This window comes from Pseudomonas sp. KH_050 (genome assembly GCF_057838875.1).
Map to the genome: position 1 here is coordinate 1,090,779 of NZ_CM174478.1, position 15,265 is coordinate 1,106,043.

12 protein-coding genes are annotated in these 15,265 nt (G+C 60.9%); 8 read left to right on the plus strand and 4 right to left on the minus strand.

Features of this window, described 5'->3' with window-relative positions; genetic code table 11:
* Nucleotides 1-13 precede the first annotated feature (13 nt).
* The 4 genes from AC3IUA_RS05030 to gatC form a co-directional block, all read right to left on the minus strand.
* Nucleotides 14-385: a septal ring lytic transglycosylase RlpA family protein gene (locus AC3IUA_RS05030; RefSeq protein WP_489359407.1), complete on the minus strand. Its 372-nt coding sequence runs from the start codon at nt 383-385 to the stop codon at nt 14-16.
* Between the two features lie 210 nt (nt 386-595).
* Nucleotides 596-2,041 (minus strand): Asp-tRNA(Asn)/Glu-tRNA(Gln) amidotransferase subunit GatB, encoded by a 1,446-nt coding sequence (gene gatB / locus AC3IUA_RS05035; protein ID WP_489359408.1) that lies wholly within the window; start codon nt 2,039-2,041, stop codon nt 596-598.
* A 10-nt stretch (nt 2,042-2,051) separates the two neighbouring features.
* Nucleotides 2,052-3,503 (minus strand): Asp-tRNA(Asn)/Glu-tRNA(Gln) amidotransferase subunit GatA, encoded by a 1,452-nt coding sequence (gene gatA, locus AC3IUA_RS05040; RefSeq protein ID WP_489359409.1) that lies wholly within the window; start codon nt 3,501-3,503, stop codon nt 2,052-2,054.
* Between the two features lie 16 nt (nt 3,504-3,519).
* Complete coding sequence (gatC, locus tag AC3IUA_RS05045) at nt 3,520-3,807, minus strand: Asp-tRNA(Asn)/Glu-tRNA(Gln) amidotransferase subunit GatC (protein ID WP_007915356.1); 288 nt, start codon at nt 3,805-3,807, stop codon at nt 3,520-3,522.
* 214 nt (nt 3,808-4,021) lie between these two features.
* Between gatC and mreB the strand changes: the two genes are divergently transcribed.
* From mreB to tldD, 8 genes are all read left to right on the plus strand, one after another.
* Nucleotides 4,022-5,059, plus strand: coding sequence for a rod shape-determining protein MreB (gene mreB / locus AC3IUA_RS05050; protein ID WP_002555108.1), 1,038 nt, complete (start codon nt 4,022-4,024; stop codon nt 5,057-5,059).
* A 190-nt stretch (nt 5,060-5,249) separates the two neighbouring features.
* Nucleotides 5,250-6,341 (plus strand): rod shape-determining protein MreC, encoded by a 1,092-nt coding sequence (gene mreC / locus AC3IUA_RS05055; RefSeq protein ID WP_489362244.1) that lies wholly within the window; start codon nt 5,250-5,252, stop codon nt 6,339-6,341.
* The gene (gene mreD, locus AC3IUA_RS05060; protein WP_489359410.1) at nt 6,341-6,829 is read left to right on the plus strand and encodes a rod shape-determining protein MreD; all 489 of its coding nucleotides are present in this window, start codon (nt 6,341-6,343) and stop codon (nt 6,827-6,829) included. The genes mreC and mreD overlap by 1 nt, the downstream gene beginning before the upstream one ends.
* A 42-nt stretch (nt 6,830-6,871) precedes the next feature.
* Complete coding sequence (locus AC3IUA_RS05065) at nt 6,872-7,477, plus strand: Maf family protein (RefSeq protein WP_489359411.1); 606 nt, start codon at nt 6,872-6,874, stop codon at nt 7,475-7,477.
* Between the two features lie 57 nt (nt 7,478-7,534).
* The gene (gene rng / locus AC3IUA_RS05070; RefSeq protein WP_489359413.1) at nt 7,535-8,992 is read left to right on the plus strand and encodes a ribonuclease G; all 1,458 of its coding nucleotides are present in this window, start codon (nt 7,535-7,537) and stop codon (nt 8,990-8,992) included.
* A 77-nt stretch (nt 8,993-9,069) separates the two neighbouring features.
* Nucleotides 9,070-12,873 carry a YhdP family protein gene (locus tag AC3IUA_RS05075; RefSeq protein ID WP_489359414.1) on the plus strand — a complete coding sequence of 1,268 codons (3,804 nt, stop codon included), beginning with the start codon at nt 9,070-9,072 and terminating at the stop codon, nt 12,871-12,873.
* Nucleotides 12,874-12,931: 58 nt separating this feature from the next.
* Nucleotides 12,932-13,780 (plus strand): carbon-nitrogen hydrolase family protein, encoded by an 849-nt coding sequence (locus AC3IUA_RS05080; RefSeq protein ID WP_489359415.1) that lies wholly within the window; start codon nt 12,932-12,934, stop codon nt 13,778-13,780.
* 18 nt (nt 13,781-13,798) lie between these two features.
* Nucleotides 13,799-15,241 carry a metalloprotease TldD gene (gene tldD / locus AC3IUA_RS05085; RefSeq protein WP_489359416.1) on the plus strand — a complete coding sequence of 481 codons (1,443 nt, stop codon included), beginning with the start codon at nt 13,799-13,801 and terminating at the stop codon, nt 15,239-15,241.
* Nucleotides 15,242-15,265 lie beyond the last annotated feature (24 nt).

A 15,265-nucleotide genomic window follows, 5' to 3' on the forward strand; every position in this document is an offset into this window, starting at 1 on the left:
AGGGCTCCGTTGATCAGTTGTTCAAGGCTTGCACGCGAACCCGCGCGGTACCGCTGCGCAACATGCCCAGCCGTTCGGCAGCCTCGCGCGACAGGTCGATCAAGCGGCCACGGGTATGCGGTCCACGGTCGTTGATGCGCACCACGACAGATTTGTCGTTACTCAAATTGGTGACCTTCACCCGGGTGCCGAAGGGCAATTGGCGATGGGCGGCGGTCAAGCCATGCGGGTTGAAACGCTCGCCGCTGGCGGTGCGTTTGCCTTGGTGTTTGACGCCGTAATAGGAGGCGGTGCCGGACTTGTCATATCCGCGTGGGTCGATGTCATGGCTGGCACAGCCGGCCAGCAGGGAGAGCAGGGCACAGGCGCTAAGCAGACGCTTCATTGAGTAGTTCCCACAATACAATGTGGCGAGGGAGCTTGCTGTGGCGAGGGGGCTTGCCCCCGCTGGGTCGCGAAGCGACCCCAAAACCTGCACTCGGGTTGTATCAGACAAACCGAGTCGCCAGGTTTTGGGACTGCTGCGCAGTCCAGCGGGGGCAAGCCCCCTCGGCACAGGGGACTGAGCCAGACTTTGGTTCTGGCTCCATACTTATCAGCCTTCGAGCTTGCTTTTCAGCAGTTCGTTGACCTGTTGCGGGTTGGCTTTGCCTTTCGAGGCTTTCATCGCCTGGCCGACGAAGAAGCCGAACATCTTGCCGCGTTTGGCTTCATCGGCCGCGCGGTATTGTTCGACCTGTTCGGCGTTGGCCGCGAGCATCTCGTCGAGCACTTTGGAGATTTCGCCGCTGTCGGTCACTTGCTTCAGGCCGCGTTTCTCGATGATCTCGTCGGCGCTGCCTTCGCCATTGGCCATGCCTTCAAAGACCATCTTGGCGATCTTGCCGGAGATGGTGTTGTCCTTGATGCGCAGCAACATGCCGCCCAACTGCTCGGCCGAGACCGGAGCCTGGTCGATTTCCAGACCCTGTTTGTTCAACAGGCTGCCCAGCTCGACCATGACCCAGTTGGCCGCCAGTTTGGCGTCGCCGCTGATGCTCACGACTTTCTCGAAGTAGTCCGCTTGCTCACGGCTCGAAGCCAGCACGTTGGCGTCGTAGACCGACAGGCCGAACTGCGCCTGGAAGCGCTCGCGTTTCTGCGGCGGCAGTTCCGGCAGGGTGGCGCGGATGTCGGCGAGGAACGAGTTCTCGATGACCACCGGCAACAGGTCCGGATCGGGGAAGTAACGGTAGTCGTTGGCTTCCTCCTTGCTGCGCATGGCGCGGGTTTCGTCCTTGTTCGGATCGTACAGGCGGGTCTGCTGAATGACTCTGCCGCCGTCTTCGATCAGCTCGATCTGGCGTCGCACTTCGGTGTTGATCGCCTTCTCGATGAAGCGGAACGAGTTGACGTTCTTGATCTCGCAGCGCGTGCCGAACTCGACCTGGCCTTTGGGGCGGATCGAAACGTTGCAGTCGCAGCGCAGCGAACCTTCGGCCATGTTGCCGTCACAGATGCCCAGGTAACGCACCAGTGCGTGGATCGCCTTGACGTAAGCCACGGCTTCCTTGGCGCTGCGCATGTCCGGCTCGGAAACGATCTCCAGCAGCGGAGTGCCGGCGCGGTTCAGGTCGATGCCGGTGGCACCGCTGAATTCTTCATGCAGGCTCTTGCCGGCGTCTTCTTCCAGGTGCGCGCGGGTGATGCCCACGCGTTTGACGGTGCCGTCTTCCAGGGCGATGTCCAGGTGGCCCTTGCCAACGATCGGCAATTCCATCTGGCTGATCTGGTAGCCCTTGGGCAGGTCCGGGTAGAAGTAGTTCTTGCGGGCGAACACGTTGTGCTGGCCAATTTCGGCATCGATGGCCAGGCCGAACTTGACCGCCATGCGCACCGCTTCCTGGTTCAGCACCGGCAGGACCCCGGGCATGCCCAGGTCTACCAGGCTGGCCTGGGTGTTGGGCTCGTTGCCGAACGTGATGGCGCTACCGGAGAAAATTTTTGATTGGGTGGCAAGCTGGGTATGAATCTCCAGCCCGATCACGACTTCCCATTGCATAGTGTTCTCCTCAGAAGCCGGTAGGGGTGCGAGTGTGCCAGTCGGTGTTCAGCTGGTACTGGTGCGCCACATTGAGCAGCCGGCCTTCCTGGAAATACGGGGCGAGCAATTGCACGCCGACCGGCAAGCCGTCGACAAAACCGGCTGGCATGGACAAGCCCGGCAGACCGGCGAGGTTGGCGGTGATGGTGTAGACATCTTCCAGATACGCAGCGACCGGGTCGTCGTTCTTGGTGCCGATTTTCCAGGCCGGGTTCGGCGTGGTCGGGCCGAGGATGATGTCGACCTCAGTAAAGGCTGCCATGAAGTCGTTCTTGATCAGGCGACGGATCTTTTGCGCCTTCAGGTAATAGGCGTCGTAGTAGCCAGCCGACAGCGCGTAGGCACCGACCATGATCCGGCGCTGCACTTCGGCGCCGAAACCTTCACCGCGCGAACGCTTGTAAAGGTCGGTCAGGTCTTTCGGGTCTTTGCAGCGATAGCCGAAGCGCACGCCATCGAAACGCGAGAGGTTGGAGGAGGCCTCCGCCGGAGCGATCACGTAGTACGCAGGAATCGCGTGCTGCATGTTCGGCAGGCTGATTTCCTTGATCACCGCGCCGAGCTTTTCCAGCTCCTTGACGCTGTTATGGATCAGCTCGGCGATGCGCGGGTCGAGACCGGCGCTGAAGTATTCCTTCGGCACGCCGATGCGCAGGCCTTGCAGCGAGCCGTTGAGGCTGGCGCTGTAATCCGGTACCGGTTCGTCGATGCTGGTGGAATCCTGCGGGTCGAAGCCGGCCATACCTTGCAACATAATTGCGCAGTCTTCAGCAGTGCGTGCCAACGGGCCGCCCTGATCGAGGCTGGAGGCGTAAGCGATCATGCCCCAGCGTGAAACGCGACCGTAGGTCGGTTTCAGACCGGTGAGGTTGGTCAGTGCCGCGGGTTGGCGAATCGAGCCGCCGGTGTCGGTACCGGTCGCAGCCGGCAACAGGCGAGCAGCCACCGCGGCCGCTGAACCGCCGGACGAGCCGCCCGGTACGTGTTCCAGGCTCCACGGGTTTTTCACGGCGCCGTAGTAGCTCGATTCGTTGGCCGAGCCCATGGCGAACTCGTCCATGTTGGTCTTGCCCAGGGTCACGGCCCCGGCAGCGGCAAGCTTGGCGACAACGGTGGCGTCATACGGGGCCTTGAAGTTGTCGAGCATCTTCGAGCCGCAGCTGGTGCGAATGCCCAGGGTGCAGAACAAATCCTTGTGGGCGATCGGTGCGCCGAGCAAGGCACCGCTCTCACCGTTCGCGCGGCGTACGTCAGCGGCCTTGGCCTGCTGGAGCGCGAGGTCTTCGGTGAGGCTGATGAAGCTGTTGAGCTGCGGGTCGAGCTGGGCGATACGCGCCAGCAGAACTTTGGTCAGCTCTTCGGAGGAAAACTTTTTGTCGGCGAGTCCGCGGGCGATCTCGGCCAGAGTCAATTGATGCATTGCAGGCTCTTTCCCTTTAGTCGATGACTTTCGGAACCAGATACAGGCCGTTTTCGACCGCTGGTGCGATGGACTGATAGGCCTCGCGATGATTGCTTTCGGTCACCACGTCTGCGCGCAGGCGCTGGCTGGCTTCCAGTGGGTGGGCCAGAGGCTCGATACCGTCGGTATTCACAGCCTGCATTTCATCGACCAGCCCGAGAATACTGTTCAGGGCCGAAGTGATGTGTGGAAGATCGGCATCATTGAGGCCAAGGCAGGCCAGATGAGCGATTTTTTCCACGTCGGAGCGTTCAAGCGCCATGGGATTCTCCAGTGGAAGGAAAACAGAACGGATGCTATCCGTGTGTTAGATTGTCGGAACACTACCGCATTTCTACGGTCATAAGGCCGCGATTGTGGGGTTTGGTGCACAGAAAAGCGGCCAATTTAACATATTGGCGCCTTGCCCAAAATCCCTGTCGTTGTTAGAGTTTGCCGCACTTTTTTACCCACGCGTTGCCTAGGGTCCTTTCCCCATGTTCAAGAAACTGCGTGGCATGTTTTCCAGCGATCTTTCCATTGACCTGGGCACTGCCAACACCCTTATTTACGTGCGTGAGCGCGGTATCGTCCTGAATGAGCCATCGGTTGTGGCCATTCGCACGCACGGTAATCAGAAAAGTGTCGTTGCCGTCGGCACCGAGGCCAAGCGCATGCTCGGCCGTACGCCAGGCAACATTGCTGCCATTCGTCCGATGAAGGACGGCGTGATCGCCGACTTCAGCGTTTGCGAAAAGATGCTTCAGTACTTTATCAACAAGGTTCACGAAAACAGCTTTTTGCAGCCTAGCCCTCGTGTATTGATCTGCGTTCCTTGCAAATCCACCCAGGTTGAGCGTCGTGCCATCCGTGAATCGGCCCTCGGTGCCGGTGCCCGTGAAGTATTCCTGATCGAAGAGCCAATGGCTGCAGCCATTGGTGCCGGCCTGCCGGTTGAAGAAGCGCGCGGTTCGATGGTCGTCGATATCGGTGGTGGTACCACTGAAATCGCGTTGATCTCCCTCAACGGTGTGGTTTACGCCGAATCCGTACGGGTTGGCGGCGACCGCTTCGACGAAGCGATCATCACTTATGTGCGTCGTAACTACGGCAGCCTGATCGGTGAGTCCACCGCAGAGCGCATCAAGCAGGAAATCGGTACTGCCTATCCGGGCGGCGAAGTCCGTGAAGTCGACGTTCGCGGCCGTAACCTGGCTGAAGGCGTGCCACGTGCATTCACCCTGAACTCCAATGAAGTGCTGGAAGCTCTGCAAGAGTCCCTGGCAACCATCGTTCAGGCCGTGAAGAGCGCTCTGGAGCAATCGCCTCCGGAACTGGCTTCCGATATCGCCGAGCGTGGTCTGGTACTGACCGGCGGTGGCGCTTTGCTGCGCGACCTGGACAAATTGCTGGCCCAGGAAACCGGTCTGCCGGTGATTGTCGCCGAAGACCCGCTGACCTGCGTTGCTCGCGGCGGTGGCCGTGCGTTGGAAATGATGGATAAGCACACCATGGATCTGCTCTCCAGCGAGTAATTTCGCGGGATGCACCCATGCTGTTCCGCTCACAGGCAGCACTTTGCAGTGCTGCCTGTTGGCGTTTATCTTCTGTCAATCTGTTCCAGGCCGGTTTGATGCCGTATGAATAACGAGAACATTTGCCTGGGAGGCGCGGCTTATTAAACCGCTTTTCACCAAGGGCCCCTCACTGGGCGTGCGTGTGTTGGTGCTGGTCGTGCTATCGGTCGCGCTGATGGTGTTCGATGCCCGCTTCACACTGCTCAAGCCAGTGCGTAGCCAGATGTCGCTGGTGTTGATGCAGTCTTACTGGATCACCGACCTGCCGCAGCGGCTATGGCAAGGTGTCGCCAGTCAATTTGGCAGCCGCACGGAACTGGTTGCCGAAAACGAAAAACTCAAGACCGAAAACCTGCTGTTGCAAGGCCGCATGCAAAAACTGGCCGCCTTGACCGAGCAGAACGTTCGGCTGCGCGAGTTGCTCAACTCTTCTGCATTGGTCAACGAAAAGGTCGAAGTGGCCGAGTTGATCGGTATGGACCCCAACCCCTTCACTCATCGCATCATCATCAATAAAGGTGAGCGCGATGGCGTGGTTCTCGGCCAGCCGGTGCTCGATGCCCGTGGCTTGATGGGCCAGGTGGTCGAGTTGATGCCCTACACCTCGCGTGTCTTGCTGTTGACCGACACAACCCACAGCATTCCTGTTCAAGTGAACCGTAACGGTCTGCGAGCGATTGCCAGTGGCACCGGCAATCCCGAGCGACTGGAGCTTCGCCATGTGGCGGATACCGCTGATATAAAGGAAGGCGACTTGCTGGTCAGCTCCGGGCTTGGCCAGCGTTTTCCAGCGGGCTACCCGGTCGCAACGGTCAAGGAAGTGATTCATGACTCCGGCCAGCCTTTCGCTATCGTGCGCGCCGTTCCGACCGCCGCACTGAACCGCAGCCGTTATCTGTTGCTGGTGTTCAGCGATACCCGCACTGTCGAAGAGCGCGCCAACGCCGCGGCCCAGGCGCAGGAAGCGCAGGATCGACAAGACGGCGCGGCCCCGGCAACCATTCCCAAGACTGTCGTGCCCTTTGTCCCGGCGCCGGTGCCAGCCGCTGCCGCCGCCCCTGTGCCGGCCACCACGCCAGCGACCCCGGCCAAGCCGGTTGCTCCTGCTGCCGCAGCCAAACCTGTCGCTGCCAAACCACCTGCAGCCAAACCACCCGCCGCACCACCGGCTGCGGCCAAACCTGCCGCGACCAAACCGCCCGCTGCGGCACCGGCGACACCTGCTCGGGAGAGACAATAATGGCCAGTACTCGGCCCCGTAATGGCTGGATTGTCTGGTTGACCTTCGCTATCGGTCTGCTGCTCAGCGTCTCGCCGCTGCCGCAGTTCATGGAAATCCTGCGCCCGCTGTGGCTGGCTTTGTTGCTGGCCTTCTGGGTGTTGGCATTGCCGCAGAAGATCGGCATGGTCACCGCCTGGTGTCTGGGGCTGGCGGAAGATGTGCTGTACGGCACATTGTTGGGGCAGAATGCCTTGATCCTGACCTTGATCACCTTCCTGGTATTGTCGTTGCAGCAGCGCTTGCGCATGTTTCCGATGTGGCAGCAATGTCTGGTCATCCTGGTGATCTTCGGTCTGGCCCAGTTGGTACAGCTGTGGCTCAGTGCGTTGACCGGCAACCGCCAACCGACCCTGGCACTGGTATTGCCGGCTTTGGTCAGTGCGTTGCTCTGGCCGTGGATCAGCTTCGGTTTGCGTGGATTGAGTCGCCGCTACAAAATCAATTGATCGGTCAGGCATTTGCCCGCACCTCGACAGGGAGATGTCTTGATGAACCCGCTCTATCTGGCCTCTGGCTCACCACGCCGACGTGAACTGTTGACGCAGATCGGCGTGCCTTTTTCCGCCATCAGCGCGGACATTGATGAAACCCCTCTGAATGGCGAATCCCCAGCGACCTATGTCGAGCGTCTGGCGCGCGGCAAGGCCGAGGCCGGGCGCGCGATGCTTGCGCGCAACGAGCCGCAGGTAGCGGCTTGCGTGCTGGGTGCCGATACCGCCGTGGTACTCGACGGGCAGATTCTCGGCAAGCCGGTCAATGAAGCCGATGCCTTGACCATGCTCATGGCGCTGTCTGACCGTGAACATGAAGTCCTGACCGCCATCGCCGTGCTCGACGGGCAACGTTGCGAGTCGCGGGTGGTCCGCAGCCTGGTGCGGTTTCGTCCGATCAGCCGCGAAGAAGCCGCGGCCTACTGGGCCAGCGGCGAGCCGCAGGACAAGGCCGGTGGTTACGGGATTCAAGGGCTGGGCGCGGTGTTTGTCGCCGGGCTCAATGGTAGTTACTCAGCAGTCGTTGGCCTGCCAGTGTGCGAAACCTTCGAGCTGCTCGGCCATTTCGGCATACCCTGTTGGCAAAACCGTACCGTGCGCTAAGCGCCGTACCTGACTGACGCGGCCATTATCGTGAATACGCTTGAGCGAGACCCTGCCATGAGTGAAGAGATCCTGATCAACATCACGCCGATGGAATCGCGCGTGGCGGTGGTTGAAAACGGTGTTCTGCAAGAAGTGCATGTCGAGCGCACCCAGAAACGCGGAATCGTCGGCAATATCTACAAAGGCAAGGTGGTCCGGGTGTTGCCGGGCATGCAGGCAGCATTCGTCGATATCGGCCTGGATCGCGCGGCCTTTATTCACGCGTCGGAAATCTCCATGCGTGAAGGCCCGGCGGTGGAAAGTATCAGCTCCCTGGTCCATGAAGGTCAGAGCCTGGTGGTACAAGTCACCAAGGATCCTATCGGTTCCAAGGGCGCGCGCCTGACTACCCAGTTGTCGATTCCATCGCGTTATCTGGTGTACATGCCGCGCACCGCCCACGTCGGCATTTCCCTGAAGATCGAAGACGAAGCCGAGCGCGAGCGACTGAAGCAGGTGGTCAGCGACTGCGTGGCTAAGGAAGGCATCAAGGAAACCGGTGGCTTCATCCTGCGTACGGCTGCCGAAGGCGCCGGGGCCGATGAGATCCTGATGGATATCCGCTACCTGCGCAGATTGTGGGACCAGATCGAGGAGCAGATCAAGACCATCAGCGCACCCAGCGTGATCTATGAAGACCTGGGCCTGGCCTTGCGTACCTTGCGCGATCTGGTCAGTCCGAAGATCGAGAAAATTCGCATCGATTCCCGGGAAACGTTCCAGAAAACCACGCAGTTCGTCGCCGAACTGATGCCGGAAATCGCCGATCGCCTTGAGCATTATCCTGGCGAACGGCCGATTTTCGATCTGTACGGAGTAGAGGACGAGATCCAGAAAGCCCTTGAGCGCAAAGTGCCGCTTAAGTCGGGCGGTTATCTGGTGGTCGATCCGGCGGAGGCCATGAGCACCATCGACGTCAATACCGGGGCGTTCGTCGGCCATCGCAACCTCGAAGAGACGATCTTCAAGACCAACCTCGAAGCCGCGACCGCGATCGCTCGCCAGCTGCGCCTGCGTAACCTGGGCGGGATCATCATCATCGACTTCATCGACATGGAAGATGAAGAACACCAGCGTCAGGTGTTGCGCACCCTGGAAAAGCAGCTTGAGCGCGATCACGCCAAGACCAATATCATCGGTATCACCGAGTTGGGCCTGGTGCAGATGACCCGCAAGCGTACCCGCGAAAGTCTCGAGCAAGTGTTGTGCGAACCGTGCAGCAGTTGCCAGGGCCGCGGCAAGCTGAAGACTCCGGAAACGGTTTGCTACGAGATTTTCCGCGAAATTCTGCGCGAAGCGCGAGCTTATCAGGCGGTTGGCTATAGAGTGTTGGCTAACCAGAAAGTGGTTGATCGGCTGCTCGACGAAGAGTCGGGTAACGTCGCCGAGCTGGAAGGATTTATCGGACGAACCATCCGCTTCCAGGTCGAGACCATGTACTCCCAGGAACAATACGACGTGGTGCTGCTCTGAATCGGCGTGCTTTACTTTTATTGGAAGCGACTGATTTCAGCGTTTTTGCATGACTATTGCCTTGGGGGCCACCTGACATGGAGCGTCTAATACGCTTTTTCGCTGCCCTGACCCGTTGGTCCCTCGGGCTTTGCGCATTGTTGCTGGTGTTGATCGCGTTGTACGTCAGTCTTGGTCGTGAATTGACGCCGCTGGTCGCCGAGTATCGCGCCGAAGTCGAGACCAAGGGTCGCGAAGTGTTGGCCATGCCGCTGCACATCGGCAGTCTTGAAGGCAGCTGGAGCGGCATGGCGCCCATTCTGCTGGCCCATGACGTGATGGTCGGCGAGGGTGCCAAGGCGTTGCGCCTGGATCAGGTGCGGGTGGTGCCGGATGTCTGGGCCAGCCTGATGGCGCGCGAAGTCCGCGTCGCCCATCTGGAGCTCAACGGTCTCAAACTGAACCTGAAGGAAAACCAGGATGGCCAGTGGGCGCTTGAAGGGTTGCCGCTGCCGCAGGATCAACCTTTCGACCCCGAGCAACTGCTCAATCGCCTGCAAATACTTGCGCAGCTGTCGGTGCTCGACAGCCAGGTCACCTTGCTGCCGTTCAATCAAGCCCCGCTGACCCTGAACTATGTCGGCGTGAATCTCAAGACCGGTGCCACTCGCCAGCGTCTCGATGCCCGCCTGACCCTGCCTGACGGGCAACCCCTGGCCCTGAACCTGCGCACTCGCCTGCGCGCCAGCCAGTGGCGCGATGGCGAAGCCGACGTCTACCTGAGCCTGCCGCAAAGTGATTGGGCGCGCTGGTTGCCGGCGAGCCTGACCCGGCAATGGAAGTTTTCCGAGCTCAAGGCCGGTGGCGAGTTCTGGCTGCGCTGGGGGCAGGGCACCGTGCAAAGCGCGGCCCTGCGACTGAATGCTCCGCAAGTCAAAGGCGCTTATGCCAAGCGCAAGCCGGTCCAGATCCAGAATCTGGCGCTCAACGCCTGGCTCCAGCGCAGCGCTGAAGGTCTCAACGTACTGGTTGATTCGCTGGCCATGAGCCTCGGCGAAACACGCTGGGAATCCCATGTGCAACTCCAGCAACGGGTCGCAACGGAGAAATCCGAGGAGCGCTGGCACCTGCAGGCGGATCGCCTCGATCTGACCCCGCTCACGCCTGTGCTGGATGCCTTGGCACCGGTGCCGGACAAGGTCGCCGAGGTGATCGACAACCTCAAGGTCACAGGCTCGCTGCGCAACGTGCTGCTCGATTACCGGCCGTGGGCCACCGGCGACCAGCGTCTGAGTTTTGCCGCCAATCTTGAACGGGTCGGGTTCAACGCCTATCACGGTGCCCCGGCGGCTCGAAACGTCACGGGCAGCATCAGTGGCGACCTCGGCCAGGGCGAATTGCGCATGGACAGTAAGGATTTTTCCCTGCATCTGGACCCGATCTTCGCCAAGCCATGGCAGTACATCCAGGCCAATGCGCGGCTGAACTGGAAGCTCGACAAAGACAGCTTCACGCTGATCGCCCCGTACCTGAAAGTGCTCGGCGAAGAAGGCAAGATCGCCGGCGACTTCCTGATCCGCCTGTATTTCGATCAGGCCCTGGAAGACTACATGGACCTGCGGGTCGGGCTGGTCGACGGTGACGGTCGTTACACCGCCAAGTACTTGCCCACCATGCTCGGCCCGGCCCTGGATGAGTGGCTGCGCACAGCCATACTCAAGGGCGCGGTGGACCAGGGCTTCTTCCAGTACCAGGGCTCGCTGAACCATGGTGCCGCCGAAACGGCGCGCAGCATCAGCCTGTTCTTCAAGGTGCATGACGCCGAACTGGCCTTCCAGCCAGGTTGGCCGCATGTCAGCAAGGTCAGCGGCGATGTCTTTGTCGAAGACAGTGGCGTTCGAATCCTGGCCAGCAAAGGTCAGTTGCTCGGTACCCAGGTTCGCGACATCTCCGTCAACATTCCCCATGTGCCCGCCGGGCAAGTCAGCCGTCTGTTTCTCGATGGCGAGTTCGCCGGTGGCCTGGGCGACGGTTTGAAGATTCTCCAGGAAGCACCGATCGGCACCGCTTCGACTTTTGCCGGCTGGCAGGGCGAAGGGGATTTGCAAGGCAAGTTGAAACTGGATATTCCGTTGGCCAAAGGCCAGTTGCCAAAGATCCTGGTGGACTTCAAGACCGCCAGGGCGCGGCTGAAGCTGAGCGAGCCGGAGCTTGAACTCAGTCAGCTCAAGGGTGATTTCCGCTTTGACAGCAGCAAGGGCCTGAGCGGCCAGGGTATCACTGCGCAAGTTTTCGAACGGCCGGTTACCGCGCAGATCTTTGCCGACGGCAGCCCGGGGAACCTCAACACCCGAGTGGTCGCCAAAGGCCAGGTGACGGTGAAGAAGCTCACTGACTGGCTGAAAGTCAGCCAGCCGCTGCCGGTTTCCGGCGATGTGCCTTATCAGTTGCAGCTGAGGCTCGTCGGTGGCGACAGTCAGTTGATGGTCAATTCCAGCCTCAAGGGGGTTGCGGTGGATCTTCCCGCGCCTTTCGGCCTGCCGGCCGGCGAAAGCCGCGACACGGTATTCCGGATGACCCTGGAAGGGCCTGAACGGCGTTACTGGGTCGATTACGGCGAATTGGCCAATTTCACCTTCGCAGCACCGCCCGGCAACATCTCCGACGGTCGCGGCGAGCTGTTTCTCGGTGATGGCGATGCGACGTTGCCGGGCGCCAAAGGCTTGCGGGTCCGCGGCGTGCTGTCCGAGCTGGATATAGAGCCCTGGAAGGCCCTGGTCGATCGTTATGCCGGGCAAGATCCGGGTGACAGCGCCAAACAACTGTTGAGCAGCGCCGACATCAAAGTGGGCAAGCTCACCGGCTTTGGCAGCACCTTCGATCAGGTTGCGCTGCAATTGAATCGCAAGCCGGCGACCTGGGCTTTGCAGATCGACAGCCAGCAGGCCAAAGGCAGTGTCGGCATCCCCGATGCCAAAGCCGCGCCGGTGGTGATCAACCTGCAATATGTGCGATTGCCGGCGGTGGATCCGACGGTTCAGGCCGACGAAAATGCGCCAGACCCTTTGGCCTCGGTCGATCCGACTAAAATCCCCGCGCTGGATATCACCATCACCCAGCTGTTCCAGGGCAAGGATCTGATCGGCGGCTGGTCGCTGAAAGTACGTCCAACGGCCAAGGGGATTGCACTGAACAATCTGGACCTGGGCCTCAAGGGCATGCTGTTGCAGGGCTCCGGTGGCTGGGAAGGCCAGCCAGGGGCCAGCAGCAGTTGGTACAAGGGGCGTCTGGGCGGCAAAAACCTGGCGGATGTGCTCAAGGGCTGGGGTTTTGCTCCGACCGTGACCAGTCGCGACTTCCACCTGGATGTCAACGGTCGTTGGCCGGGCTCCCCTGCCTGGGTCGGGCTCAAGCGCTTTTCCGGCAGTCTCGATCCGACACTGCGCGATGGTCAGTTCGTTGAAGTCGAGGGCGGTGCGCAGGCGTTGCGAGTGTTCGGTCTGCTGAACTTCAACTCGATCGGCCGGCGCCTGCGCCTGGACTTCTCCGACCTGTTCGGCAAAGGCTTGAGCTACGACCGGGTCAAGGGACTGCTAGTGGCCACCAACGGCGTGTACGTCACCCAGGAACCGATCACCCTGACCGGCCCCTCGAGCAATCTGGAACTCAATGGCACCCTCGACATGGTCGGCGACCGGGTCGATGCCAAGTTGCTGGTGACGTTGCCGGTGACCAACAACCTGCCAATCGCCGCCTTGATCGTCGGTGCACCGGCGATTGGCGGTGCATTGTTCCTGATCGACAAGCTGATCGGTGATCGCGTGGCGCGTTTCGCCAGCGTGAAATACACCGTCAAAGGCCCGTGGAAAGAGCCGAAAATCACTTACGACAAGCCTTTTTGAAAAACCACGATACATGCCTATGGAGTAGCATGGCTGCATCCCTATCAAGGAGTGCTCCATGTCTCTTGCGGTGATTCAAATGGTCAGCCAGGCCGACGTGCTGGCCAATCTTTCCCAGGCCCGACGCTTGCTGGAACAGGCAGCGGCTGGCGGTGCGCGACTCGCGGTGTTGCCGGAAAATTTCGCGGCCATGGGCCGTCGGGATATTGCCGACCTTGGCCGTGCCGAAGCCTTGGGCGAGGGGCCGATCCTGCCCTGGTTGAAACAGACCGCTCGCGACCTCAAGTTATGGATTGTGGCTGGCACCTTGCCTCTGCCGCCGGTGGATCAACCGACGGCCAAGAGCAATGCCTGCTCGTTGCTGATCGACGAGCAGGGCGAGACAGTGGCGCGCTATGACAAGCTGCATTTGTTCGATGTGGACGTAGCCGATCATCGGGGTCGTTATCGTGAGTCGGATGACTATGCTTATGGAGGCGCGGTAGTGGTGGCTGACACGCCCGTCGGCAGGGTGGGTCTGACGGTGTGCTACGACCTGCGTTTTCCCGAGTTGTACACTGAGCTGCGCGCCGCCGGTGCCGAGTTGATTACCGCGCCCTCGGCATTTACCGCGGTGACCGGTGCGGCTCATTGGGAGGTACTGATCCGCGCGCGGGCGATCGAGACTCAGTGTTATGTGCTGGCGGCCGCCCAGGGTGGGACTCACCCGGGACCGCGAGAAACCTTTGGCCATGCCGCGATTATCGACCCTTGGGGGCGCGTGCTGGTCGAACAGAATCAAGGCGAGGCCGTGCTGCTGGCCGAACGCGATAGCAGCGAACAGGCGTCCATTCGGGCGCGGATGCCGGTGGCCAGCCATCGGCGCTTTTTCTCGCAGGGCGCGCAGCGACCTGCCTCAGAACGATGAATTTAAGGCGTAAAACATATGAGCGAGTTGTTGACCTCCGTCAGTGAACACCTTTTAGCACCCGGCGGCGTGACCATCGAAAGCCTGCAAGCAGTGCTTGGTGACTTGGCCGGACCGGGCATCGATGCCGCCGACCTGTATTTCCAGGGACAGATTTCCGAGTCCTGGGCGCTGGAAGATGGCATCGTCAAGGAAGGCAGTTTCCATCTCGACCAAGGGGTTGGCGTGCGTGCGCAATCGGGCGAGAAGACCGGTTTTGCCTACAGCAACGCTATCACCCTTGAAGCCCTCGGCGCGGCGGCTCGCGCGGCGCGTTCGATCTCCCGGGCCGGGCAGAACGGCACGGTGCAGGCGTTCACCACTCAGGATGTTGCGCAGTTGTACGGGCCTGACAATCCGCTGGAGGTGATGACGCGCGCCGAGAAAGTCGACCTGCTCAAACGCATCGACGTGGCGACCCGCGCCCTCGATCCGCGTATCCAGCAAGTGACCGTGAGCATGGCCGGCGTCTGGGAACGGATCCTCGTGGCATCCACCGACGGCGGTCTGGCGGCGGATGTGCGGCCGTTGGTGCGCTTCAATGTCAGCGTGATCGTCGAACAGAACGGTCGCCGCGAACGCGGTGGTCATGGCGGCGGCGGCCGTACCGATTACCGTTATTTCCTCGGCGAGGACCGCGCCATGGGCTATGCCCGTGAAGCGCTGCGCCAGGCGCTGGTCAACCTCGAAGCGATTCCGGCACCGGCCGGTACGTTGCCGGTGGTGCTCGGTTCCGGCTGGTCTGGCGTGCTGTTGCATGAAGCGGTAGGTCACGGTCTGGAAGGCGACTTCAACCGTAAAGGCGCCTCGGCTTACAGCGGCCGCATGGGTGAAATGGTTGCTTCCAGACTCTGCACCATCGTCGACGACGGCACGCTGGCCGGTCGCCGTGGCTCCTTGAGCATCGACGACGAGGGCACTCCAACCGAGTGCACCACGCTGATCGAAAATGGCGTGCTCAAAGGCTATATGCAGGACAAGCTCAATGCCCGCCTGATGGGCGTGGCCCGCACCGGCAACGGTCGTCGCGAGTCTTATGCGCATCTGCCGATGCCGCGGATGACCAACACCTACATGCTCGCTGGCGAAAGTGATCCAGCCGAAATCATCGCCTCGGTGAAGAGGGGCATCTACTGCGCCAACCTCGGCGGCGGTCAGGTGGACATCACCAGCGGTAAATTCGTGTTCTCCACCAGCGAGGCCTATCTGATCGAAGACGGCAAGATCACCGCGCCGGTCAAAGGTGCAACCTTGATCGGTAACGGGCCGGAAGCCATGAGCAGGGTGTCGATGGTCGGTAACGACCTGGCGCTGGACAGCGGGGTAGGGACATGCGGCAAGGATGGGCAGTCGGTGCCGGTGGGTGTCGGCCAGCCAACCTTGAAAATCGACGCGATCACCGTGGGTGGCACGGGCGGGTGAAGTGGAGCCTTGGGTGGGCGAACC

Excerpts from the sequence above, each read along its gene's own strand:
- rng (WP_489359413.1), top strand. The coding sequence starts at position 7,535 with ATGAGTGAAGAGATCCTGATCAACATCACGCCGATGGAATCGCGCGTG.
- AC3IUA_RS05065 (WP_489359411.1), top strand. The coding sequence starts at position 6,872 with ATGAACCCGCTCTATCTGGCCTCTGGCTCACCACGCCGACGTGAACTG.
- tldD (WP_489359416.1), top strand. The coding sequence starts at position 13,799 with ATGAGCGAGTTGTTGACCTCCGTCAGTGAACACCTTTTAGCACCCGGC.
- gatC (WP_007915356.1), bottom strand. The coding sequence starts at position 3,807 with ATGGCGCTTGAACGCTCCGACGTGGAAAAAATCGCTCATCTGGCCTGC.
- AC3IUA_RS05030 (WP_489359407.1), bottom strand. The coding sequence starts at position 385 with ATGAAGCGTCTGCTTAGCGCCTGTGCCCTGCTCTCCCTGCTGGCCGGC.
- mreB (WP_002555108.1), top strand. The coding sequence starts at position 4,022 with ATGTTCAAGAAACTGCGTGGCATGTTTTCCAGCGATCTTTCCATTGAC.
- gatB (WP_489359408.1), bottom strand. The coding sequence starts at position 2,041 with ATGCAATGGGAAGTCGTGATCGGGCTGGAGATTCATACCCAGCTTGCC.
- mreD (WP_489359410.1), top strand. The coding sequence starts at position 6,341 with ATGGCCAGTACTCGGCCCCGTAATGGCTGGATTGTCTGGTTGACCTTC.
- gatA (WP_489359409.1), bottom strand. The coding sequence starts at position 3,503 with ATGCATCAATTGACTCTGGCCGAGATCGCCCGCGGACTCGCCGACAAA.
- AC3IUA_RS05080 (WP_489359415.1), top strand. The coding sequence starts at position 12,932 with ATGTCTCTTGCGGTGATTCAAATGGTCAGCCAGGCCGACGTGCTGGCC.
- AC3IUA_RS05075 (WP_489359414.1), top strand. The coding sequence starts at position 9,070 with ATGGAGCGTCTAATACGCTTTTTCGCTGCCCTGACCCGTTGGTCCCTC.